Genomic DNA, 21,539 nt, shown 5'->3' on the forward strand with positions numbered 1-21,539 from the left:
GGTAGGTAATTAAGCCGACCACGGAACCGGGATGTCAAAAGGAGGACCGCATATGAACTGCTTACCAAGACGAATGCCGGGCTCCTGTTTGCGCCCGTCGGCGTGATCAGGAGACAGCGACTTACTTCTCTCTTATTTATTTACTTTCGTTCGATCAAGGAGATCATCATGAGCCAGTTCATCAACAACCCCGAGCACACCTTTGGTTTCGATACCCTGCAGCTTCATGTTGGCCAGGAGAGCGCCGACCCCGCATCCGACTCCCGCGCCGTGCCTATCTACCAGACCACGAGCTATGTGTTCCGCAACTCCCAGCACGCCGCCGATCGCTTTGGTCTTGCCGACGCCGGTAACATCTACGGCCGTCTGACCAACTCCACCCAGGGCGTCTTTGAGGACCGTATCGCCGCGCTCGAGGGTGGCGTGGCCGGTCTTGCCGTCGCCTCCGGTGCCGCTGCCATCACCTATACCCTGCAGGCTCTTGCCCAGGCTGGTGACCACGTGGTGGCTCAGAAGACCATCTACGGCGGTTCCTACAACCTGCTCGAGCATACGCTCTCCCAGTTTGGCGTCGAGACCACGTTTGTCGATGCCCACAACCTGGAAGAGGTTGAGGGTGCCATCAAGGACAACACCACGGTCATCTATCTCGAGACGCTCGGCAACCCCAACTCTGACATCCCCAACATCGACGCCATCTCCGAGATCGCCAAGAAGCACGGTCTGCCGGTTGTCGTCGACAACACTTTCGGCACCCCGTATCTGTTCCGTCCGCTGGAGCATGGCGCCAACATCGTTGTCCACTCCGCAACCAAGTTCATCGGCGGCCACGGCACCTCGCTGGGCGGTGTGATCGTCGACGGCGGTAACTTCGATTGGAAGGCGAGCGGAAAGTACGCCCAGATCGCTGAGCCCAACCCCTCCTACCACGGCGTCTCGTTTGCCGAGGCTGCCAGTCCCGCCGCCTTCGCGACCTATGTCCGCGCCATCTTGCTGCGTGACGAGGGTGCCTGCATCAGCCCGTTCAACGCCTGGGTCCTGCTCCAGGGCACCGAGACCCTGTCGCTGCGCGTTGACCGTCATGTCGAGAACACCAAGAAGGTCGTTGAGTTCCTTGCCGGCGACAGCCACGTTGCCAAGGTGAACCACCCGAGCCTGCCTGAGCACCCCGATCACGAGCTCTATCAGAAGTACTTCCCCAACGGCGGCGCTTCGATCTTCACCTTTGAGATTAAGGGTGGCCAAGAGGCTGCCTGGAAGTTCATCGATCATCTGCAGGTGTTCTCGCTGCTCGCCAACGTGGCCGACGTCAAGTCGCTCGTCGTGCACCCGGCCACTACCACGCACTCCCAGCTCTCTGCCGAGGAGCTCGCCGAGCAGAACATCACGCCCTCCACGATCCGTCTTTCCATCGGTACCGAGAACGCCGAGGACATCATTTGGGATCTGAAGCAGGCCTTCGCCGTGCTGGACGAGTAAGGCGACTTGTGCAAGGACCCCTTGCGACTCGATAGGTATAACTGCATAAATGCCTGCTCAAGACGCCTACGCAAGCAATGGTTGCGCAGGCGTCTTTTTTGCATAGGAAGGGCGCTATTACAGGGTTTTTGGCATGCTTTATGCATTTGAGTTGTGGAAAACTCCTGTTGAGAGGATGTGAGTTTTACGCAATTGACGTGCGCCTTTTGAGTAAAACCGCAGGTCGCGATTTGCTCGAGGTACTATGCAGCGCGATCGAATCACACGCAGCTCAAACGCAGCAAAAACGCACTACGGAGGTTTCCAGCTACATGAGGATCGATTCACGAAAACCGAAAGCCGCTGCCCTTTCCGCCGCTCTGACCGTGGCACTTTTGGCAGGCGCCGGCGCAACTGATGCCCACGCGGCAACACTGTCCGATACGGTTGGATCTACGCCGTCCGAGGCGACGCTGGTACAGCCCGTTGATTATCGCGGCGATGGTTATGGTTCCATGCAGGAGTGGAACGCCTCGATGGAGGCCAAGCGCGATTCCCTTGAGATGCGCGCTCAGATCATTATGAATATGTATGGCGACTATGCTACCGATGACGAGCGCGCTGTGCTGCAGGGTTGTATCGACGGTGCGGGTAGTCTGTTGACGATGGGGGAGGTCGACACGAAGTCGACCGAGCTCGATGAGCTGCGCACTGCGCTTGAGAATGCCAAGCGCGAAGCGCTCGAGGCCGCCGCAGCCGAGGCCGAGGCCGCCGAGGCCGTTCAGGCTTCGTATTACAACGCCGGCTCCGGCTTGTCTTACACGTCTGCTGCGTATTACGCGAACGGCTCGGGTCTGACGCGCTCGAGCGGCGTCAATAACTATAACGGCCGCCGCGAGACTTATTACAGCAGCAACGTGTTGTATCACCACCGCACGGGCGAATGGACGCAGGATTCCGAGGGCTTTTGGCGCGATTCCGATGGCTACTACGTCGTTGCCGCGGGCGATAAGGCCCAAGGCTCCACGTTTACCGGTTCCAAGGGCGAGTGCAAGGTCTATGACTCCGGCTGTGCTGCCGGAACCACCGACTACTATACCGGTTGGTAATCTGCCATCAGAGCAAAATAGGCACTTGATGGGCGGGCGTCTTTGCTGAGCTTTTAGGCAACGTAAAGCCGCCCTTTCTTTATGTGCGTTTGAGTTAACAGAGCCCTTACCGTGGCGGTACGCTGGGCGTATGCATGCGGGGCACACTAGTTCATGAGAAATAGGGTCTTTCTCTTGGAGGAAGTGGTCTTGTGAATGCTCGAGATATCGCCGTTGCCGCCGTTGCATTGACGCTTGGTTGCCTTGGTCCTACGGCCGCGCTCGTCGCGGGCATGCAGGGGTCTTGTGGGGCTGCTCCTATTGTGGTCGGCGCGCTCATCGCAGCCGCGCTGCTGGGAAGTGCGGGCGTGACCCTTTGCCGCGATGACGAGGACGAGACGCCGCAGGTGCGGCGCTAGCCGTTGTGAAGCTGGTTTTGCCCATAGATGAAGAAGGAAGCCGCCGCAAGGGGAGTGCCCTTTGCGGCGGTTTTTGCTATTGAGACTGTTGGATGCGGTACGGCGGCGTTACCAGCTGGCCTCGATTTCGCGGATGCGCGAATAGAGCCATTCGTTTTGCGGCACCTGGATACCGTGCTTGGCCGCGAGGCGGCAGATGGTACCCGCAAATTCCTCGACCTCGGTTCTGCGTTGAGCGATGCGGTCTTGCGCCATCGAGGGCATGCCGGCGGGATCGAGCCCTTTTATGAGACGCACCATCTGCGTTAGGTCTGCCTCGGTGAGCTCGATGCCCTCGGCATTGGCGACTGCAAGCGTCTCGCGCATGGCGGAGACAAAACTGCGGAGCTGCTCGGAGCCCTGCTCCGTAGCGCTTCCGTAGGTGCCGCCGTAGGCCATACAGGTCTGGTTGATGCCGTCGTTGAGCATGAGTTTGGCCCACATGCGATGTGCGATGTCGTGCTCGACGGTATGGGCGATGCCGCAACGCGTGTAGAGCTCGTCGATGGCGATAACGGTTGCGGGGTCGGTGCCCGCTGCCGCACCAAAGCGGATCTCGCCGGCATTGGTATAGGTGAGCTCCCCGTTGAGGAATACGGCGTCCATGCCCTGGCAGATACCAAGGACGGTGTGCTCCCAGCCAAAGCGCTCGGCAATCTTCTGCTCGCTCGTGATGCCGTTGCACAGCGACGCGATCAGCGTGTCGGGTCCCACGACGCTTTCCAGGGTTTTGAGCGCCACATCGAGCCCGGTTGTCTTGACCGTGAGGATGACCAGGTCGACGGGCGTCGCCTCGCTCGCGCGGACGGACTTGAGCGCGCAGGGCTTGCCGTTGACGGTGAGCGCATCACCCGCGTGGCGCTCAAAGCGCGCGTCGTCCATAACGTATTCGACGGCGTCGTTGCCGAGCGCTTGGGCGATCATGCTGCCGTAGAGCAGGCCCACGCCGCCCTTGCCGATGAAGGCGACCTTGTTGATCTGCATGTGAATCATCTCCCCATAAAAAGGCGCCCGCGTATGGGGCGCCTGATGGATTGTATGCCGCCGGGCCATGTCGCGTGCACCGGATGGCCGTATTTAGAAGAACAAACGCATGGGAACTTATGACGCGGGGCAGACCGCAAAGACACGTGCGGGATATCCGACGCCATCACGCACCTTGGGGAAGGTGCAGAAGATGACGGCGCCCGTGGCGGGAAGCTCGTCTAGATGGTCCATGACCTCGATCTGATAGCGGTCGACCGAGAGGATGTACTGTTCGCCGGGGTAGGGGTAGGCGTCCTCACGCGTGGTCACGCTCGCCGGGTCGGTGTCAGCCGGCTCGTGGCCGATGGCGCCGATGTCGCGCTCTTCAACAAGCCACTTGATGGCGCCGAGGTCCCAGCCGGGGTAGTGGGGCTGGCCGTCCTCGTCCTTGTTCTCGAGGTCGGCGAGCTTGGACCAGTCGGAGCGGAAGGCGACGAAAGCGTCCTCGGGAATGCGACCGTGCTCATCCTCCCAGGCTTTGAGGTCCTCGATGGTCAGGATAAAGTCGGGATTCGCGGCGCACTCCTCATGCTTGTCGATCACGCAGAGCGGATGCATAAACTCGATGGGTTCAATCTCTCCAAGGGAACGACCCTCGACATGGAAGTGGCGCGGCGCGTCGACGTGGGTGCCGTACTGCGAGGCGACCGAATACTGGAAGCAACGCATGGGCGCGAGCATGTCCTCGGGCGTGCCGGGCAGGTAGTCGAAGAGCTTGGTGGACTCAAATGGCTTAAAGCCAAACCAGTGCGGGGTGTCGCATGAGAGCGTGTGGGTGAGGTCGACCCAGCGATAATCGTTGCTTTTGAGCTGGGAGGCGAGGTTCCAAAGGTCGAGCGCGGGCATGGGCGGCTCCTTTCATCGGGCTTTTTGCTGATGTTAAAGCGGTGCCGTGACAGCTCGATTTCTGCTGCGTTACGATACGTTCTCGATTGCGATTCCACGATGTTTCGGCCGCGTGACCATTGTGTTTCGTCTTGCCGGGGTGCTGATGGCGAAAGGAGGGGCCGTGCAATACCGCGTTGACCCCAAAAGTGGTAACCGAATATCCGCTCTGGGTCTGGGCTGCATGAGATTTCCCGGTGCGCCGGGCCATCCGGATGCGAAGACAGCCGATGCCATCATTTCCCGTGCGGTGGAACAGGGGATTAATTATCTGGATACCGCGTATCTCTATCCCGGTAACGAGGTGTGCGTGGGCGCCTCACTTGAGCGCTTGGGGCTACGCGACCGGGTGTTGCTGGCGACCAAACTGCCGCATGCTTCGTGCAAGTGTGCGGAGGATTTCGACCGGTTTTTCGACGAACAACTGCGCCGCCTGCGAACCGATCATATCGACTATTACCTCATGCACAACATCACCTCGCCCGCCCAGTGGGAGCGCGTGGTGGCGTTGGGCATCGAAGACTGGATTGCGCACCAAAAGGCTGCGGGGCGTATTCGCCAGATAGGTTTTTCGTATCACGGCAGTGCGGCGGACTTCCTGACGATGCTCGACGCGTATGACTGGGATTTTTGCCAGATTCAGTACAACTACGCTGGAGAGCGCTACCAAGCGGGAACGGCGGGACTTATAGCAGCCGCCGAGCGCGGGCTCGCGGTGTTTGTGATGGAACCGCTTTTGGGCGGACGCCTGGCGGGCAAGCTGCCTCCGCGGGCCCGCGCCGTGCTCGATGACGTACGCGATCCGTACCTGAAGACGCCGGCTGCTTGGGGCCTTTCGTGGGTGTGGAACCATCCTCAAGTCACGATGCTGCTTTCGGGCATGACCGATACCGCGCAGGTGGACGAGAACGCGGTGCTGGCCGATCGGGCCCTGCCGGATTCGATGACAGCCGCTCAGCTCGATACCATCGCACGCGTGCTGGCGGAGTTTGAAAAATCGAATCGCGTGCCCTGCACGGGATGCGGCTACTGCATGCCATGTCCCAAGGGTATTAACATTCCCGGCTGCTTTGCCGCTTACAACGCGAGCTATGCGCACAGCTGGTTTACGGGGCTGTCGCAATACTTTACGGCGAGCGCGGTGCGCACGAGCGAGCCCAAGCTCGTGAGCAATTGCGTCAAGTGCGGCAAATGTGCGCGTCACTGCCCGCAACACATCGATATCCCCGAGCGTCTCGACGACGCGCGCCGACGTTTCCAGCCTGGCCCCGTAACGGCCGCGCTTAAAGTCTTCAGCAAAACTCGCTCCTCATGACCCTTTTATATCTTGTGATGGAATAGTTCCTGTTTGCGGCAGAATAGGGCGATAGCAGGAACTATTTCGTCGCAACTGAAGGGGGCTGTCGTGGGCCATCGGGATTCATGTGATGATTTGCGCGAGGTTCGTTGGGGCGTTTTGGGCGCTGGGCACATTTCGCATCGATTTGCATCGTCGCTCAAGGAGGTGGACGGGGCGCGGCTTGTGGCTGCCGCCGGTCGCGCCCCTTCGCATGTTGAGGAGTTTTGCAGGGCGTTTTCGATTGATGCCGCGCACAGCTATGCCACGACTGACGATAGCGGCGATGCGGCTTATGATGCGCTGATTGCCGACCCCGATGTCGACGCAATCTACTTGGCTCTTCCACATGGCATGCATGCGCATTGGGTCTGTCGGGCACTGCGCGCGGGAAAGGCCGTGCTGTGCGAAAAACCGGCCGTTTTGAGTGAGGAAGAGGCTCTATCGATTGCCTCCACCTCTCGCGAGCGCGGCGTACTGTTTATGGAGGCGATGAAGAATCGGTTTTGTCCGATGCATACTCGCGTGAAGGGTTTGCTTACGTCGGGCGAGCTTGGCCGTATCGTCTCGATCGAAAGCGTGCAAAAACTCGATTATGGTCAGCCGCCTTCGAGTTATCTGCTCGATCCGTTGCAGGGTGGCTGTCTATATGACATGGGCTGCTACGCGGTCGGGTGGTTTGAGGATCTTCTTGCGGGTGCGTGCGATGTTTCGTCTCGTGAAGTTCGCTGGCGTGACGTATCGGGTGGCCGCGTGGATTGGGCCGATGAGATCCATATGAGTGTCGGCGGTATACCCATTCATATGGTGTGCGACGGCAAAGCAGCATATGAAAGCCGCTTAATGATTGCCTGCGAACGGGGTTCGGTGGAAATCGAGCGCCTCCATCGCCCCGAGCTCGCCCATGTGAAGTACTCCGACGGACGAATGCTCGAAATTAATGCCCCGTTTGAGGTCGATGATTTCTACGGCGAAATTCAGCATGCGACGCAGCTCGTCCAGACGGGAGAGCTTGAAAGCCCCGTTATGCCTCTTGCCGCCACGCAGCGCTGCGCGCAGATTATCGATGCGATTCGCTTGACGCTCTAGGCTGCGGTGCTGGTGCTCAAGGGGGCTCGGCGGACCTTGCCCCTGATGCCCCTTTTATATCTTGCGGTGGAATACGGTCTGTTTGCGCCAAAATAAGGCACCAATAGACCGTATTTCACCGCAACTGATGAGGGGGAGTTGGAGATGCTAACGATCGGGTGTCATCTTTCGACGACGAAGGGCTATCGGGCAATGGGGGAGACGGCGTTGTCCATTGGTGCCAATACCTTTGCGTTCTTTACGCGCAACCCGCGCGGTGGCAAGGCAAAAGACCTTGACATGGATGACGTGGCGGCTCTGCGCGAGCTTATGGCGCAAAACGACTTTGGACCGCTAGTGGCGCATGCCCCGTATACCTATAACCCCTGCTCCGCTAAGGAGCGGGCGCGGGAGTTTGCCTTGGAGGCTATGGCGGAAGATTTGCAGCGTCTGGAAGCACTGCCCGGCAACTACTACAACTTCCATCCCGGTGCGCATGTGGGACAGGGGGCAGACGCCGGCATTCAGATGATTGTCGACACGCTGTGCCAGGTGATGTTTGAGGGACAGCAGACGACGGTATTGCTTGAGACCATGGCGGGCAAGGGCACCGAGGTGGGCCGTAGCTTTGAAGAGCTGGCGCGCATTATCGAGGGCGTTGCCGCCAAGTGCCCGGAGCTGTCCGATAAGCTGGGCGTTTGTTTGGACACCTGCCATGTGAGCGATGCTGGCTACGACATCATCCATGACCTGGACGGCGTACTCGACGAGTTCGACCGCGTGGTGGGTATCGAGCGCTTGCGCGCCGTGCATATCAATGACTCCAAGAACCCCTGCGGCGCCCATAAGGATCGCCACGAGTGCATCGGCAAGGGCTACCTGGGTAGTGAAGAGTTTGGCGGCGGTATGCAGGTTATGCAGAATATTGTATCGAATAGCCGCTTGCGTGCACTTCCATTTATTTTGGAGACGCCGAACGAACTTGCAGGTTATGTAGCTGAAATCAAACTGCTAAGGTCATTGCAGCAGTAATGACTGTTGCTAAGTGGAGTATTCCATTCACGTTATGGGTTTGTTTCAATCAGTTTTCTCATTGCAGATTCGTAATTCCGGGTGCATAATAGCCAACAGTTTTTGCAGACCTCTGAATCAAACGGGGTCACTGGAAGGAGACTGATTATGAAGCTCAAGAAGCTTGGCGCGTTTGCAGCCACGGGCGCCATGGCGCTCGCTCTTGCACTGACGGGCTGTGGTTCGTCCAACGCCACCTCTGGTTCCGATGCCGGTTCCAGCAGCTCTGACAACGCGAAGGTCGAGAAGGTCGACGGCTCCAAGGAGTATGCACTCGTCAAGGACGGTACGCTCACCGTCGGCACCTCTGCCGAGTACGCTCCGTTTGAGTACAAGGATGACAACGGCGATTATCAGGGCTTTGACCTTGAGCTCATCAAGGCTATCGGCGACAAGCTGGGCCTGGATGTCGAGTATGTCAACAATGACTTTGACACGCTGGTTCCGGGCGTCGCTTCGGGCGCCAAGTATGATGTTTCCATCGCGGCTATCACCGACACGCCCGAGCGTGAGAAGGAAGTCACTTTCTCTGATTCCTACTACATGGACGATCAGGCTATCGTGACCAAGGTCGATAACACCGACATCACGGCCGACAACTACAGCGAGAAGCTCAACAACGCCGACGCTACCATCATCGTCCAGTCTGGCTCGACCGCCGAGGCCTTTGCCCAGGAGAACTTCCCCAAGGCCAAGATTGTTCCCTACAAGGACGCCACCGAGTGCTTCAGCGCCCTGCAGTCCGATAAGGGTGACGCCGTGGTGACCAACCGCTCCGTCGCCAGCCAGCTGACCGCCGAGCAGTTCAACACCTGCCAGACCATCAAGCAGATCAGCACCGGCGAGGAGTACGCCATCGCCATCAACCAGGGCAACACTAAGCTCAAGGACGACGTCAACCAGGCCATCAAGGACCTGACCGATGACGGTACCGTTGACGCCCTTATGGCTAAGTACAACATCAAGTAAAATAGCTACTTGATTGCACGCGGGCCCTTTCCGTTTTGGCGGAGAGGGCCTTTGCGTTTCTTGAATGGGCGTCATCCCGCCCCGTTATGTCGGCAACTTAAACGTTAGGAGCCACCTTGTCTCGATTGAACCAAGGAGCCATGGGCAAGAGCCATCCACTGCCCTCGATGCTCCAAAAGCTGGCCTGTGCCCTGGCTGTGGCGCTCGCCCTGGTATGCGCGGGGGCCTGCGTGCCCTCGACTGCTCAGGCACTTGAGACCGCAAAGATCACCGCCCGACCCAATACCGGTTCGGGTAGCGACGTGGTCGGTGGCACCGAGACTCGTATCACCTGGGAGGTCCAGGCCGATGCCGATGAGGAGCTGAGCGGTCTTTCGCTGACGTTTGTCGATGGCACGACCTTTGGTGCGGACGACACGCGTCTGACGATGCTCTCGGGCGATGACCTTATGGACCGTACGCCCATGAAGCCCACGTGCAAGGTCGATGGTCAGACGCTCAAGATCGATTTTGGTGAGATGGCGCCCGCCGGCGGTTATTTCCGTGTCGAGGTCTACGGCGTGACCTTCCCCGTCGAGGGCGGCGACGAGGCCTTTAGCGGCACCTACACTTTGGCCGATGGTTCGACCAAGAAGATCTCCAAGATTCCGTCGGTGGAGATCAAGGGCGTGACGGCATTCGATAACTTCCTGGCCGACCTTAAGGAGCAGCCGTGGGTCGAGGCATGGAATTCCAACATGTTCCTTCGCCTGTTCCTGAACCCGGTCATTTTGGTCCAGAGCCTGCCGATCGTCTTCAAAGGCTTCCTCATGTCGCTCTCGATCGTGCTCGTGGCGTTTCCGCTGGCAATTCCCTTTGGTTTCGCCCTGTCGCTCATGCGCATCTCCAAGTCGCGCATCCTGCGTTGCCTTGCCGGTATCTATGTGAATATCATTCGCGGTACGCCGGCGTTCCTGCAGATCTATATCGCGTTCTTCGGTCTGCCGTTGGCCGGCGTCAAGGTGGACGACTACGTGCTCGGCGTCATCGTCATGGCCATGAACTCGTCTGCGTATCTGTGTGAGATCTTCCGCGCCGGTATTCAGTCGATCCCCAAGGGCCAGAACGAGGCTGCGCGTTCGCTGGGCATGAACGCGTTCCAGACGCTGCTCTATGTCATGATTCCGCAGACGTTCCGTAATGTCCTGCCTACGCTGACCAGTGAATTTATCCTGCTTTACAAGGATACGTCGCTGCTCGCGGCTGTGGGCGTGGTCGAGATCGTCATGAACGCCCGCACCATCGTGGCCACGACGGGCTCCATTACACCGTACGTGGTTGCCGCCCTGTTCTATCTGGTCATCACCCTGCCGCTCGCTCGCTTGGTGAGCGGTCTTGAGGCAAGGCTTTTAGGCACGGCCGAGACCAAGAAGAAGCGTCCCGCCAAGAGCGCCGGACAGGTTGTCGCGACGCCCGCCGATCACATCGCCGGTCTGTAAGGAGGTCCTATCATGAGCGAAACCAATAACTCGAACGAGGTTGTCGTCAGTATCAAGAACCTCCAGAAAGCCTTTGGCGATAACGTCGTTCTGCGAGATATCGATCTGGATGTGCATAAGGGCGAGGTCGTCGTAGTTCTGGGTCCCTCGGGCTCGGGTAAGTCGACGATGCTTCGCTGCATCAACCGTCTTGAACATCCCACGAGTGGCTCGATTGTCGTTGAGGGTGTGGACGTGTGCGCCAAGGGCGTCGACCTTAACAAGGTGCGCACGCATCTGGGTATGGTGTTCCAGCAGTTCAATTTGTTCCCGCACCTGTCAGTCAAAAAGAACGTCATGCTCGCACAGCAAAAGGTACTCAAGCGCAGCAAGGAAGAGGCCGAGAAGATTGCCGTCGAGGAGCTGACCAAGGTCGGTCTTGCCGAGCGTATCGACTTTATGCCGAGCCAGCTCTCGGGCGGTCAGCAGCAGCGCGTTGCCATCGCCCGCGCCCTGTCGATGAACCCGCACGTCATGCTCTTTGACGAGGCCACCTCGGCGCTCGACCCCGAGCTCGTGCGCGACGTCCTGGGTGTCATGCGCGACCTGGCACGCGACGGCATGACCATGATCGTCGTGACGCACGAGATGGGCTTTGCCCGCGATGTCGCCGACCGCGTCGTCTTTATGGACGGCGGCGTCATTGTGGAAGAGGGTACGCCGAGCGAGGTCTTCGACCACCCCAAGAGCGAGCGCACCAAGGCGTTCTTGGGAAATATCTCGTAGCCGGTTGATGTAACTGCCGTTACAAAAGAGCGGGGGCTGGACTTGAATCCAGCCCCCGCTCTTTTGTAGGGATGGGGATGCGCTGTGATACAGGCTCTTTTGGAGGCCTGGTTTCGTTACGCGAGCTCGGCTCCGAGGGCCTTGCAGGCCGCCTCGCCCTCATCGTCGGGCGCATCGTAGCAAATGACGGAGTCCACGACGTTGACGCCGGCCTCGTCGGCGTCGGCCTTCCAGTTGTCCATCCACTCGCCCTCGGCCCACGAATAGGAGCCAAAGAGGACGACCTTCTTGTCGCCGAGGGTCTCCTTGACCTCGTCCCACATAGGCTGAAACTCGTCATACTCAAGCTCCTCGGAGCCCATGGCGGGGCAGCCGAAGGCGAAGGCATCATATTCGGCGGCCTTGTCGGCAGAGAAGTCGGCGCAGGGGATGACCTCAGTCTCGGCCCCCGCGGACGTGGCGCTTTCGGCGACGAGGTTTGCCATGGCCTCGGTATTGCCCGTGCCGCTCCAGTAGACGACGGCGATCTTGCTCATGTTTTGTCCTTTCGGTCGTGCGGCGCTTGCCGCGGCTTGTACGTTCTATCGGGTTGCCTGGGCAAGTTGCGCCAGGCTGCAGCCCTGCTGATAGATAAAAGTGAAGTATTGGGTGCAGGCACGGTAGGCATCAAACGTCGCAAGCGCCTGCTCGACATTTGCGTAGACCTTCCAGGCCCCAAAGACCTTGTAGTTCTCGCCGCGCTGGACGATAAACTCGTGCACGTCGTCGTAGGGATATCCAAGGAAGTAGCCTATTTCGTGCGGAAACTCGCAGGTGCAGTCTTTGCTGCAGCTAGCTTGCTGGGGTAGTGCGCATCGAGTCTGGCTGCAGGCGCATTCCGCGACGTTATTGCTCGCGAGCGTGATGCGTGATGCCAAATGCACAAGGCATGCCGAAAGGTCTCTCGTGTCGTAGCCTTCCGAGGTGAGCGCCGTTTGGACGCGAGGGTCTGCGAAATAGGTGGTGAGGTTTTTGGCTTGGTACGCGTACACGAGCGCTCCGCAGGGCCGCCAGACCAAAACACTCAGGTGGATGCCGAGCGGGTCAAGCTCGCGATTGCACTGGGCGATAACGTTGAGCAGGCGTGCTCGGCGTTCTGCAATGGTTTCGGTTGTGGTCGAGCCGTCCCCGTGGGCGTAGGTGCCTGGATAGGTAAAGAGCGATGCCGGCTTGATGCCCGCGAGCGTGGGAGAGCAGTTGCGCACGACTGCCGCCTGAAACGTTGGGATGTCTATGGTTCGAGTCACGGCGCTCCTTACGGATCTAAACTGTTAGCCTAGGAAAACTTATACACGAAAGTAAGCCATGGTCAACAAAAAAGTTTGAAGAGGGAAACTAATTGACCGAACAGACATGATTTTGGGTTAAGATGGGGGCACCCCATGGGGGTATCTAGATAGTGCTACTTGAAAGGGGAGCGCATGAGTGACTTGCTCAACCCTGCGAATCTCATCGTGCTGGCCGTCATTGCCGTCGGCATGTTTTTTGGACTGCGTCGCATTGCCGCTTCGACACACGGGAAGAGTTGCTGCAGCGATGGTACGAGCGGCAAGAAGGCCAAAAAGGTTGTTGTGGTGGATACCGATGCGTCACACTATCCCTATAGCGATGAGCTGCTCATCGGCGGCATGAACTGTGACGGCTGCGCTCAGAACGTAGCCAATGCCCTCAATGCGCTGGATGGCGTGTGGGCAACGGTGACGTATGCGGACCACACGGCACGCGTGCGCTCTAAGCAGCCGGTTGATCGTGGTGTCCTCGAGACGGCCGTGAAAGACGCGGGCTACTACGTCATGACTCTGTAAGCGCCGCCCTGGATGCGCTTCCTTGGCTAGGCTCGTCCGCGCAGTTCGATGTCTTGGATGTCGTCGAAGTCGATGGCGATGTCTCGGAGTTTGAGGAGCTTGAAGGCGGGGAGCGCCTCGTCGAGGATGCCGGTGCGGCTGCGATAGCCGTATGTATCGTAATAGGTGACACGAATCAAGTCGCCACGTTTGAGACCCTCGAGCTTTTTAGAAAGCGCGAGGGCTTTTTCTTCCGTGAGCTCACGTTTTGGCTCGACGGTGATTTCCTGCTTGCGCACGAGTTCGTAGTATCCCGTGAGGGCGGCAAAGGGCATAAACTGTGCGGCGCGGTTGGCGCGCACGGCACCGTTGGCAGTGAGGTTGGGGTCGGCGGCGCGGCGTCTGCCCTCGGGGTCCGCCAGGCGCTCGAAGGCGGTCGGCGGGCGCACGGGCTGCTGCTTGGGTTTAGGCACGATGTCCTCCAACTTGGCCGTTGCGTTCGCGTGCGGTGGCGCCGGCGGTAAAGCTTAATCCCTTGACGAGCGCGTTCTCGCCGTACTTGCCTTTCACGGCCAGGACGGCGCGCGCCAGGTCGCGCTCGCGCTCATCGGCCTCGATATCGCTGAACAGATCGATGGTGGTAAATTCCTCGGGCATGAGGTTGCCAAATCCAAGGTTGATGCGCTTGACCGGTCGTTTGGGATCGACAGTCTGCGCCCAGAGCTCATCAAAATAGCCCATGATCTTCTTAAACGAGTTAGTGCGCTCGGGCAGCTTGCGCGAGGCGTTGGAGTGCGCAAAGAGTGCGGCATAGCCACCACGCGGTTTGCCGCCATGCTCTCCCACAAAGATGCCATCGATTGCCTGCGCTTCGCGCACCAGGCGACGCCTTTCGTCATCGCGCTGGACGGGCTTGGGAGCACGGGGCGCGAGCTCGGGGCCATCGGTCGTTGCGGGCTCGATGCCCGAGGTGCTCGAGCGCAGGTGTCCGCATCCGTCCACATACTGCGCTGTACCGCTGGCGTCGAGGCGGCGTATGTCGGCGCGTTCGCTCGCGTAGCCCACAAAGAGCGAGATGCTGTCGCAGACCACGTGCTTATCGACCAAGTCTAAAACGGCGTTGTCGACCATCTCGCGCAAGACGGTATAGGCCTGTTCGTAGGCATAACCCTTCGAGAGCACCTGTCCTGTGGTGGTCGAAGTTGCTTGCGGGCGATAGGCTTGGATATCGGCGATGGTTGTCGGCTCGCGCCCGAAGGCATGGTCGATGAGATATTCGGCATTGACGCCGAGCTCGTCGTAAAGCAGGTTTTCGTCGAGCGCCGCGACGCCCATCAGATCGTAGACGCCGTATTTCTCGAGGCGGGCTGCCACGCCGGGACCGATGCCCCAGATATCGGTGATGGGACGATGGGGCCAGATCTCCTTGCGAAAGGTCTCGTCGTCGAGTATGCCGATGCGGCTGGGTACGTGCTTGGCGGTAATGTCGAGCGCTACCTTGGCCTGGAATAGGTTGGGGCCGATGCCGACCGTCGCCGTGATGCCGGTGCGCGCGAGGACCTCGTCGCGCAGCGTGCAGGCGAACCCTTCCGCATCTGTGTGATAGAGGTCCAGATAGGGCGTCACGTCGATAAAGCATTCATCGATTGAATAGACGTGAATGTCTTGCGGACTTACGTATTCCAGATAGATGCCGTAGATTTGCGCCGACACCTCCATATAGTGCTGCATGCGCGGTACGGCCGTGATGTAGTCGATACCATCGGGAATCTCGAATAGGCGGCAGCGATTGTGAATCCCTAAGTCCTTCATGGCCTGCGTGATGGCGAGGCAGATGGTCGTGCGCCCGCGCGATTCGTCGGCAACGACCAGGTTGGTGGTGAGCGGATCGAGCCCACGGTCGACGCACTCGACGCTGGCATAAAACGTCTTGAGGTCGATGCAGATATAGGTGTGCTGCTCGTGCGCCATCCGTGTCCTTTCATCAAACACATGTTCTTATCGAATACCTGTTCGATAATACCCGCTCGTCCGGACGTCGTCAAAACCTGTCAAAAAGGGACTGGTTTGTTTTGGTAGGTATGGTCGTGCGGTTGGATCGGGTTTTAACGCAGCTCTAAAGAGTGCGAAACAGCTCGGAAAACCTCGCTTCGTAGCATGAGCCTAACGATTGATACCGCCTATACGCACGGAAGGGTTGTGGAAAAGATGGTCAATTATGGGTTTGGTATGCCGACGCGCCTTGTTGCGGATGGAGACGTGGCTCGCTGGTGCGGACGATTGGTCGCTCACTACGGTGGCACCAAGGCGCTGGTCGTGTTGGGCGGTGACAAACATACGCACGATGAGCTCGTCTCGGCGGCGCTCGGCTCGCTTGATCGAGCTCTACTCGAACGCGTGCTTTTTCGCTGCGGCTTGGTCGGGGGCGATGGGGGAGACGATTTGGTCGATGAGGCCGTAGCCCTGGCGACCGACGAAGGCGTGGACTTTGTCCTGGCGATTGGCGATGCCGATACTGCCGGCTTTGCGCGCGAGCTCGCGCGTCGCATGGCGGCGCTCGATGCCGGCGAAGACGGCTTTGTGCCTTATGGATGCATTGTCTCGGAGGGCAAGGTGCCTGCTGTCGTGGGCACCGGCGAGGTTCCCGTTTTTGCCATTATCGCGCCCGAACTGCTGGAGGGCATCGGGTCTCCTCTGCGTGAGTTACTCGGTAGCGTCTGCGCCGCGGCCTAATATTTGCCATAAAAGGACGGGTTATTTTTGGTTGGTAAAGCGTTTGACCTGCCAAAATAAGCCTGTCCCTTTTTGATCGGTTGCCGTTTGGGGGCCGATTGGCAACGCTCGCTGATTGTAGTCTTGACCTGCGCTAGAATAGTGGCATCTGAATGTCCGGGCGCATGGAGGCGTGCGCCCGTATGCTGAGGAGGACTCTATGGCAACTGTTGCCGCACCTATCGATGCTACGTCGACTGCCGCTTGGAAGGCACTCGAGGCTCATCAGGAGAAGCTCGAGGCCGATGGTATCGACCTCAAGGCCTGGTTCGCTGCCGATGCCGAGCGCGTGAACAAGCTGAGCTTTGACGCCGGTGACCTGCACTTCGATCTGTCGAAGAACCTGGTGACCGATGAGACCGTCAAGCTGCTGTGCGATCTTGCCCGCGAGATGAAGCTCGAGGAGCGCCGCGACGCCATGTTCTCCGGCGAGCACATTAACACCACCGAGGACCGCGCCGTCCTGCACACCGCGCTTCGCCGCCCCGCAACCGAGAGGGGCCAGCTCATCGTCGACGGCCAGGATGTCGTCGCCGACGTGCACGAGGTCCTCGACCGCATGTATGCCTTCGCCGAGCGCGTGCGCTCCGGTGAGTGGAAGGGCGTTACCGGCAAGAAGATCGAGCGCCTGGTGTCCATCGGCATCGGCGGCTCCGATCTGGGCCCGGTCATGGCCTACGAGGCTCTGCGTCCCTATGCCGACGCCGGTATCGACTGCCGCTATATCTCCAACATCGACCCCAACGACCAGGCCGAGAAGCTTAAGGGCCTGGATCCCGAGACCACGCTCGTGATCATCGTCTCCAAGACCTTCACCACGCTCGAGACCCTCACCAACGCCCGCGAGGTCAAGACCTGGATGCTCGAGCAGCTCAAGGCCCAGGGCGCCATCGACGGCTCCGATGAGCAGAACGCCGAGGCCGTGGCAAAGCACTTCGTCGCCGTTTCCACCGCACTCGAGAAGGTTGAGGCCTTCGGTATCGACCCCGCCAACGCCTTCGGCTTCTGGAACTGGGTCGGCGGCCGCTACTCCGTCGACTCCGCCGTGGGCCTGTCGCTGATCGTCGTGCTCGGTCCCGAGCGCTTCCAGCAGTTCCTCGAGGGCTTCCACGCTATCGACGAGTACTTCTGCAACACGCCGCTCGAGAACAATGCCGTTGCGCTGATGGGCCTGCTCAACGTCTGGTACGTCAACTTCTTCGGTTCCAAGAGCCACGCCGTGCTGCCGTACTGCCAGTACCTGCATCGTTTCCCGGCCTACCTGCAGCAGCTCACCATGGAGTCCAACGGCAAGCATGTCCGCTGGGACGGCAGCGCCGTGACCTCCGACACCGGTGAGATCTTCTGGGGCGAGCCCGGCACCAACGGTCAGCACGCCTTCTACCAGCTGCTGCACCAGGGCACCGTGGTGGTCCCGGCCGATTTCATTGCCTTCGCCAATACCGCCAACCCTGCGACCGACAGCGGCCAGGACGTGCACGAGCTGTTCCTGGGCAACTTCCTGGCCCAGACCAAGGCGCTCGCCTTTGGTAAGACGGCCGATGAGGTGCGCGCCGAGGGCACGCCCGAGCAGATCGTCCCGGCCCGCTGCTTTGAGGGCAACCGTCCGACGACCTCGATCTTTGGCGACACGTTGACCCCGTTCGCACTCGGCGAGCTCATCGCCCTGTACGAGCACATCACGTTTGTCGAGGGCACGGTCTGGGGCATCGACTCCTACGACCAGTGGGGCGTCGAGCTGGGCAAGCAGCTTGCCAAGCAGATCACTCCAGCCTTCCATGACGACGCCGCCAAGGCCGAGCAGGACGCTTCGACCCAGGCGCTCATCGAGTTCTACCGCGCTCACCGCAAGTAGTCGCTGCTGTTAACGCATCGCGCCTTATAGTCAGGGGCCCGTATCCCATCGGATGCGGGCCCCTTTGCTTTGCCGTGGCCCCGGGGCGCACGGCCTTTAAGGATCTTCGCCGGAGCGTCGCGTGCTGCGAGGGCCCTGCGTCTAGAGCTCGGCCTCCGCATGGCCTCGCTGCGCCTCGGGCAGCTCCCCGTAGAGCGGATGGTCTTCGAGCCTAAAGCGCTCGACCTGTTCGGGAGTGCAGCCGCGCACAAAGAGCCACGAGCGATCGATCGGCGTCGCCATGAGCGTGCTGGGCAGCGCGTCGGCGCGGTCGGAAAACACCCGGGCGCTCTCGGGATCCTGGAACGCCAGCACCAGATGCGTGTCGCAGTTGCCCATGATGGAGCGTGCGCGTGCCTCGCCATAGAGCGCATCGAGCTGGTTGGTCGACTGCAGCAGCAGCGTTGCCCAGATGTTGCGGCTTCGGATAATCGAGAGCACGTTGTCGATCTGGGGGATCTGCAGATTTGCGAAGTCATCGAGCATAAAGCGCACGGGCACGGGCAGGCTGCCGTCGGGCTGCCTATCGGCCTCACGAATGAGGCCCATAAACGCCTGCGAAATAAAGAGGCCGGTCAGCGGATCGAGATTGCGGTCAATATCGCTCACGGTTACAAACAGGGCGCAGGGGGTGTGTCCCATGGAAGCGAAGTCCACCTGATGGCACTCACGATAGAGCTGTGCCGCACCGTCGAATCCCAGACACATGACCTTTTCGGCAAGGATGCCGACGATGCTCGCGTGCATGCGCTCGGCATTTTGCGTAATGGCGTAGCGCCGCCATAGCGAGAGGGCATAGCTTTGGGGGTCGGTCGTGATCAGGTCGTCAAACAATCGACCCGTGGCACCGTCCTGCAGGTGCTCGATCAGCTTGATGACCGAGCTGATCGTCTGCTCGTCGGCGGGTAGCTGTTCGGTGACGTAGGCGATAAGACACGACAGCAGGTTTGCCGCCGCATGATCCCAAAAAGGCTGGTTGTTGTCCTCGATGGGGCAGATGGCCTTTGCCACCGAGAGGATGTCCTGCTGGTTGGGCCTGCCGTCCGCCTTGCGGCGAATGTGCCTCAGGGGGTTGTAGCCGCAGCGCTCGATGCCGGGCGCAAGGGCCGGGACGGTGTTGAGGTCAGCGAAGTTGAGACATTGCACGCGGTAACCGTGGGCTGCCAGCACGGGTCCCACTTCGTGACAGAGCGTGCCTTTGGTGTCGAGCACGATGTAGCTTGCGTTCATTTGCAGCAGGTTGGGCTTGAGGACGTTTCGGGTCTTGCCGGCTCCCGAGGGGCCGATCACAAGCGCGTTGTTGTTGAGTCCCGTTTGGCGGGTGTCGCAGGAAAGCGTCCGATCTTTCGCGAGGATGGTGGACGATGCGGACTCAGATGCGGCGAGGCGGCTGGCGAGGTTAGACATGAGCGACCTCCTTGGTGGTCGAGAGGATTTCGTGGGCAAAGCCGAGCTCGACGGCGCGCTCGGCCGAAAGGTAGGTGTCTTTTGCAGTGAGGGACTGGATGCGCTTGGGCGTGAGGCCGCTGCGGTCCGAGAGGATTTGCGTGAGGGTCTTGCGGGTCTGCATGAGACGTCGGCTGGTTTCCTGCAGCGCAAGTGCCGAGCCGCCTGCCCCCTGGGGGATCAGCGGGTCGTGAATCATGAGCTCTGCATGGGGCGCCATACGGCGATCGTCGCCGCCCATAAAGATCACGGCGCCCATGGACGCGGCGAATTCCAGGCAGACGGTGCGGATGGGGCACGATGCGAGGCGCATGGCGTCATAGATCGCAAGACCCGATCGCACGCTTCCGCCGGCGCTGGCGACAAATATGGTGATGGGGCGGCTGGGGTCGGTGGCATCGAGCAGGCGGATCTGCTGGCATAGGTCGTGGGCCATCGGGGTTTCGATGTTTCCCATGACGGAGAGCTCGCGACGGGCGAGCATCTCATCGTAAATGCTGGTGAGCGTGATGCCTCGGGCGGATTCACGCATGGTGAGGGGGCTGATGATGGGGGAATGATTGGTGTCCATGAGGACTCCTTCCTGTTGGTTGTGTTGTGGAGGAATAGGATTGTTGCCCGCGGAGGGGCTGGCGGGCTACAGGGTTCGTCCGAGCCTGAGATCGAGCTCGGTTGTGGGGCAGGCTGCCTGTTCGTGCGGCTCGCAAGCGCCAAGGGCTCCAAAGCGATAGAGCGTTGCGGCAGGCGTGGTGTAGGCGAGCCGAAGCTGATACTCGACAGGGGCACATCCGTCATTTTTGTAATGAGCCGCGTAGTACTGCGCGATGCTGGCGTTCATCTCGCTGCCATTGCGATGGCGCTCAAACTGGCGTCTGCAGGTCTCGATGATCTTTGCTACCGACTTGGGTGCCGTCGCGGGAACAAGGGCGAGATAGCCCTCAAATAGCTCGTTGATGCTCAGGAGGCACAGCAGGTCGATCAGCGTCCTTATGGCTGCTCCCTCGGCGGAAAAGTGCGCGGTCATGCGGTTATATCGGTTGCGGTCGACGATGGCCGCATGGGGTCTTGGAGTTTTCTGCCCTGTGGTCCCGGGCTTTTGCCGCGCCTGTGTATTGAGCTCGACGTTGCAGCGCTTGAGGCCGTCCAACGGAAGGAACAGTGCGGTGCGCAGGGTGTTCCGCTTGCTTTCGAGTTCATGACGCTCGTCGGGTTCCCATTCGAGCTTGAGTTTCGTGTCGAGCGCCGTAAGCATATGGGCTAGGCAGCCTACGGTAAGAACGTACGAATCGTTGTCGCGTTTTGGGGCATAGGGGTCCGTCAGCTTGCGAATGTCGGGGTCGCCCATGATCTTTGTGCAGCGCTTCAGCAGTTGAGGCTTGCCGGCCAAGATCGTCGCGAGCGGTAGCGACGCGTAGTTCTTGATGGTCGCGGCGGCAAAGGCGGCGTCATATTCGTTTGCATATGCTCTCTCAATGCGGGCATCCAGAATGCTTTTCTTATCGCCGTCTTCAGCGTGGTGGTTTGTCATAGCTTCTCCAATCGGTTGATGTTCGTGCTGTTTGTTGATGTGTTGGTTGTCGTGAATGATGTGCTTGCCGTGGGTGATGTGCTGACGTTGGGGTGCTATGCGGTTTTCAATGTGCCCGTGAGGCAGTTGCTGCAGGGGCGGGATAGGACGGCCCATGCAAGGCGGAAGGCATCGTGCTCAAAATCGAGACAGCAATGCCCGGGGTACCTCACATGTGGCAGTTACCTCATTAAGTTGTCATTGCGTTTGGGGTTGTACTTTGCCGATCTTCCTTCTCTTACACGCTAAAACTCAAACTTCATATGCTCGATCTACTTAAAACCGCAACGGCGGTCTTTTATCAACTTATATGTCGGAACGCGTCTTTGCAAGTACTTTTCTGCGTTTGTTTCAAATGGGCCTTGATTATCATTTTCATTGCAACAGCCTCAGGACTCAGCGCAACGCGTTGCGCTGAGTCCTGAGGCGCGAATC

Annotated in this window: 21 protein-coding genes; 12 read left to right on the forward strand and 9 right to left on the reverse strand. The window is 59.6% G+C overall.

Features of this window, described 5'->3' with window-relative positions; genetic code table 11:
- Positions 1-168: 168 nt before the first annotated feature.
- The 3 genes from PMX70_RS09380 (at position 169) to PMX70_RS09390 (ending at position 2,965) form a co-directional block, all read left to right on the forward strand.
- The gene (locus tag PMX70_RS09380) at positions 169-1,479 is read left to right on the forward strand and encodes an O-acetylhomoserine aminocarboxypropyltransferase/cysteine synthase family protein (protein WP_271743428.1); all 1,311 of its coding nucleotides are present in this window, start codon (positions 169-171) and stop codon (positions 1,477-1,479) included.
- A 311-nt stretch (positions 1,480-1,790) separates the two neighbouring features.
- Positions 1,791-2,567: a hypothetical protein gene (locus tag PMX70_RS09385; RefSeq protein WP_271743429.1), complete on the forward strand. Its 777-nt coding sequence runs from the start codon at positions 1,791-1,793 to the stop codon at positions 2,565-2,567.
- A gap of 191 nt (positions 2,568-2,758) precedes the next feature.
- On the forward strand, positions 2,759-2,965 hold the full coding sequence (locus PMX70_RS09390) for a hypothetical protein (RefSeq protein WP_271743430.1): 207 nt from the start codon (positions 2,759-2,761) through the stop codon (positions 2,963-2,965).
- Positions 2,966-3,073: 108 nt separating this feature from the next.
- Here the strand turns inward: PMX70_RS09390 and PMX70_RS09395 are convergent, their stop codons facing one another.
- Together PMX70_RS09395 and PMX70_RS09400 are read right to left on the reverse strand one after the other, a co-directional pair.
- On the reverse strand, positions 3,074-3,988 hold the full coding sequence (locus PMX70_RS09395; protein WP_229057805.1) for a ketopantoate reductase family protein: 915 nt from the start codon (positions 3,986-3,988) through the stop codon (positions 3,074-3,076).
- 117 nt (positions 3,989-4,105) lie between these two features.
- Positions 4,106-4,876, reverse strand: coding sequence for a cyclase family protein (locus PMX70_RS09400; protein ID WP_117646577.1), 771 nt, complete (start codon positions 4,874-4,876; stop codon positions 4,106-4,108).
- A gap of 163 nt (positions 4,877-5,039) precedes the next feature.
- On the opposite strand from PMX70_RS09400, the gene PMX70_RS09405 reads away from it, so the two are divergent.
- The 6 genes from PMX70_RS09405 to PMX70_RS09430 all read left to right on the forward strand — a co-directional run bounded on the left by PMX70_RS09405 (position 5,040) and on the right by PMX70_RS09430 (position 11,602).
- Complete coding sequence (locus PMX70_RS09405) at positions 5,040-6,230, forward strand: aldo/keto reductase (RefSeq protein ID WP_271743431.1); 1,191 nt, start codon at positions 5,040-5,042, stop codon at positions 6,228-6,230.
- Positions 6,231-6,320: 90 nt separating this feature from the next.
- Positions 6,321-7,340 carry a Gfo/Idh/MocA family protein gene (locus tag PMX70_RS09410; protein ID WP_233502618.1) on the forward strand — a complete coding sequence of 340 codons (1,020 nt, stop codon included), beginning with the start codon at positions 6,321-6,323 and terminating at the stop codon, positions 7,338-7,340.
- A gap of 144 nt (positions 7,341-7,484) precedes the next feature.
- On the forward strand, positions 7,485-8,351 hold the full coding sequence (locus PMX70_RS09415) for a deoxyribonuclease IV (protein WP_271743432.1): 867 nt from the start codon (positions 7,485-7,487) through the stop codon (positions 8,349-8,351).
- Between the two features lie 147 nt (positions 8,352-8,498).
- Positions 8,499-9,359, forward strand: a complete 861-nt coding sequence (locus PMX70_RS09420) for an ABC transporter substrate-binding protein (protein ID WP_117635438.1) — start codon at positions 8,499-8,501, stop codon at positions 9,357-9,359.
- 116 nt (positions 9,360-9,475) lie between these two features.
- Complete coding sequence (locus tag PMX70_RS09425) at positions 9,476-10,837, forward strand: ABC transporter permease subunit (RefSeq protein WP_271743433.1); 1,362 nt, start codon at positions 9,476-9,478, stop codon at positions 10,835-10,837.
- 12 nt (positions 10,838-10,849) lie between these two features.
- A complete protein-coding gene (locus tag PMX70_RS09430) occupies positions 10,850-11,602 on the forward strand; it encodes an amino acid ABC transporter ATP-binding protein (RefSeq protein WP_055251428.1) in 753 nt (250 codons plus the stop codon).
- Between the two features lie 116 nt (positions 11,603-11,718).
- Here the strand turns inward: PMX70_RS09430 and PMX70_RS09435 are convergent, their stop codons facing one another.
- Both PMX70_RS09435 and PMX70_RS09440 read right to left on the reverse strand, forming a co-directional pair.
- A complete protein-coding gene (locus tag PMX70_RS09435; RefSeq protein ID WP_117564429.1) occupies positions 11,719-12,138 on the reverse strand; it encodes a flavodoxin in 420 nt (139 codons plus the stop codon).
- A 45-nt stretch (positions 12,139-12,183) separates the two neighbouring features.
- A complete protein-coding gene (locus PMX70_RS09440) occupies positions 12,184-12,888 on the reverse strand; it encodes a DUF3793 family protein (RefSeq protein ID WP_271743434.1) in 705 nt (234 codons plus the stop codon).
- A gap of 174 nt (positions 12,889-13,062) precedes the next feature.
- On the opposite strand from PMX70_RS09440, the gene PMX70_RS09445 reads away from it, so the two are divergent.
- Positions 13,063-13,446, forward strand: a complete 384-nt coding sequence (locus PMX70_RS09445) for a heavy-metal-associated domain-containing protein (RefSeq protein WP_117583897.1) — start codon at positions 13,063-13,065, stop codon at positions 13,444-13,446.
- 26 nt (positions 13,447-13,472) lie between these two features.
- Here the strand turns inward: PMX70_RS09445 and PMX70_RS09450 are convergent, their stop codons facing one another.
- Both PMX70_RS09450 and PMX70_RS09455 read right to left on the reverse strand, forming a co-directional pair.
- On the reverse strand, positions 13,473-13,898 hold the full coding sequence (locus PMX70_RS09450; RefSeq protein WP_233506767.1) for a hypothetical protein: 426 nt from the start codon (positions 13,896-13,898) through the stop codon (positions 13,473-13,475).
- Positions 13,891-15,396: a Y-family DNA polymerase gene (locus PMX70_RS09455; protein WP_271743435.1), complete on the reverse strand. Its 1,506-nt coding sequence runs from the start codon at positions 15,394-15,396 to the stop codon at positions 13,891-13,893. Before PMX70_RS09455 ends, PMX70_RS09450 begins: the two co-directional genes overlap by 8 nt.
- 237 nt (positions 15,397-15,633) lie before the next feature.
- On the opposite strand from PMX70_RS09455, the gene PMX70_RS09460 reads away from it, so the two are divergent.
- A complete protein-coding gene (locus PMX70_RS09460) occupies positions 15,634-16,158 on the forward strand; it encodes an iron-containing alcohol dehydrogenase (protein ID WP_158558624.1) in 525 nt (174 codons plus the stop codon).
- 199 nt (positions 16,159-16,357) lie between these two features.
- Positions 16,358-18,052: a glucose-6-phosphate isomerase gene (gene pgi / locus PMX70_RS09465; RefSeq protein WP_271743436.1), complete on the forward strand. Its 1,695-nt coding sequence runs from the start codon at positions 16,358-16,360 to the stop codon at positions 18,050-18,052.
- A gap of 141 nt (positions 18,053-18,193) precedes the next feature.
- Here pgi and PMX70_RS09470 read toward each other — a convergent pair whose 3' ends face one another.
- From PMX70_RS09470 to PMX70_RS09480, 3 genes are all read right to left on the reverse strand, one after another.
- A complete protein-coding gene (locus PMX70_RS09470; RefSeq protein ID WP_055251441.1) occupies positions 18,194-19,498 on the reverse strand; it encodes a VirD4-like conjugal transfer protein, CD1115 family in 1,305 nt (434 codons plus the stop codon).
- Positions 19,491-20,108, reverse strand: a complete 618-nt coding sequence (locus tag PMX70_RS09475) for an ATP-dependent Clp protease proteolytic subunit (protein ID WP_022094432.1) — start codon at positions 20,106-20,108, stop codon at positions 19,491-19,493. The genes PMX70_RS09470 and PMX70_RS09475 overlap by 8 nt, the downstream gene beginning before the upstream one ends.
- Positions 20,109-20,174: 66 nt before the next feature.
- Positions 20,175-21,065 (reverse strand): hypothetical protein, encoded by an 891-nt coding sequence (locus PMX70_RS09480; protein ID WP_271743437.1) that lies wholly within the window; start codon positions 21,063-21,065, stop codon positions 20,175-20,177.
- Between the last annotated feature and the right edge of the window lie 474 nt (positions 21,066-21,539).

Origin of the sequence: Collinsella aerofaciens (assembly GCF_028206795.1) — a bacterium.
GTDB lineage: Bacteria > Actinomycetota > Coriobacteriia > Coriobacteriales > Coriobacteriaceae > Collinsella > Collinsella aerofaciens_AX.

What these genes read in the sequence shown, in the direction of transcription:
- PMX70_RS09380 (WP_271743428.1), top strand. Translation starts at nt 169, where the DNA reads ATGAGCCAGTTCATCAACAACCCCGAGCACACCTTTGGTTTCGATACC.
- PMX70_RS09385 (WP_271743429.1), top strand. Translation starts at nt 1,791, where the DNA reads ATGAGGATCGATTCACGAAAACCGAAAGCCGCTGCCCTTTCCGCCGCT.
- PMX70_RS09395 (WP_229057805.1), bottom strand. Translation starts at nt 3,988, where the DNA reads ATGCAGATCAACAAGGTCGCCTTCATCGGCAAGGGCGGCGTGGGCCTG.
- PMX70_RS09400 (WP_117646577.1), bottom strand. Translation starts at nt 4,876, where the DNA reads ATGCCCGCGCTCGACCTTTGGAACCTCGCCTCCCAGCTCAAAAGCAAC.
- PMX70_RS09415 (WP_271743432.1), top strand. Translation starts at nt 7,485, where the DNA reads ATGCTAACGATCGGGTGTCATCTTTCGACGACGAAGGGCTATCGGGCA.
- PMX70_RS09420 (WP_117635438.1), top strand. Translation starts at nt 8,499, where the DNA reads ATGAAGCTCAAGAAGCTTGGCGCGTTTGCAGCCACGGGCGCCATGGCG.
- PMX70_RS09430 (WP_055251428.1), top strand. Translation starts at nt 10,850, where the DNA reads ATGAGCGAAACCAATAACTCGAACGAGGTTGTCGTCAGTATCAAGAAC.
- PMX70_RS09435 (WP_117564429.1), bottom strand. Translation starts at nt 12,138, where the DNA reads ATGAGCAAGATCGCCGTCGTCTACTGGAGCGGCACGGGCAATACCGAG.
- PMX70_RS09445 (WP_117583897.1), top strand. Translation starts at nt 13,063, where the DNA reads ATGAGTGACTTGCTCAACCCTGCGAATCTCATCGTGCTGGCCGTCATT.
- PMX70_RS09455 (WP_271743435.1), bottom strand. Translation starts at nt 15,396, where the DNA reads ATGGCGCACGAGCAGCACACCTATATCTGCATCGACCTCAAGACGTTT.
- PMX70_RS09460 (WP_158558624.1), top strand. Translation starts at nt 15,634, where the DNA reads ATGGTCAATTATGGGTTTGGTATGCCGACGCGCCTTGTTGCGGATGGA.
- pgi (WP_271743436.1), top strand. Translation starts at nt 16,358, where the DNA reads ATGGCAACTGTTGCCGCACCTATCGATGCTACGTCGACTGCCGCTTGG.
- PMX70_RS09470 (WP_055251441.1), bottom strand. Translation starts at nt 19,498, where the DNA reads ATGTCTAACCTCGCCAGCCGCCTCGCCGCATCTGAGTCCGCATCGTCC.
- PMX70_RS09475 (WP_022094432.1), bottom strand. Translation starts at nt 20,108, where the DNA reads ATGGACACCAATCATTCCCCCATCATCAGCCCCCTCACCATGCGTGAA.
- PMX70_RS09480 (WP_271743437.1), bottom strand. Translation starts at nt 21,065, where the DNA reads ATGACAAACCACCACGCTGAAGACGGCGATAAGAAAAGCATTCTGGAT.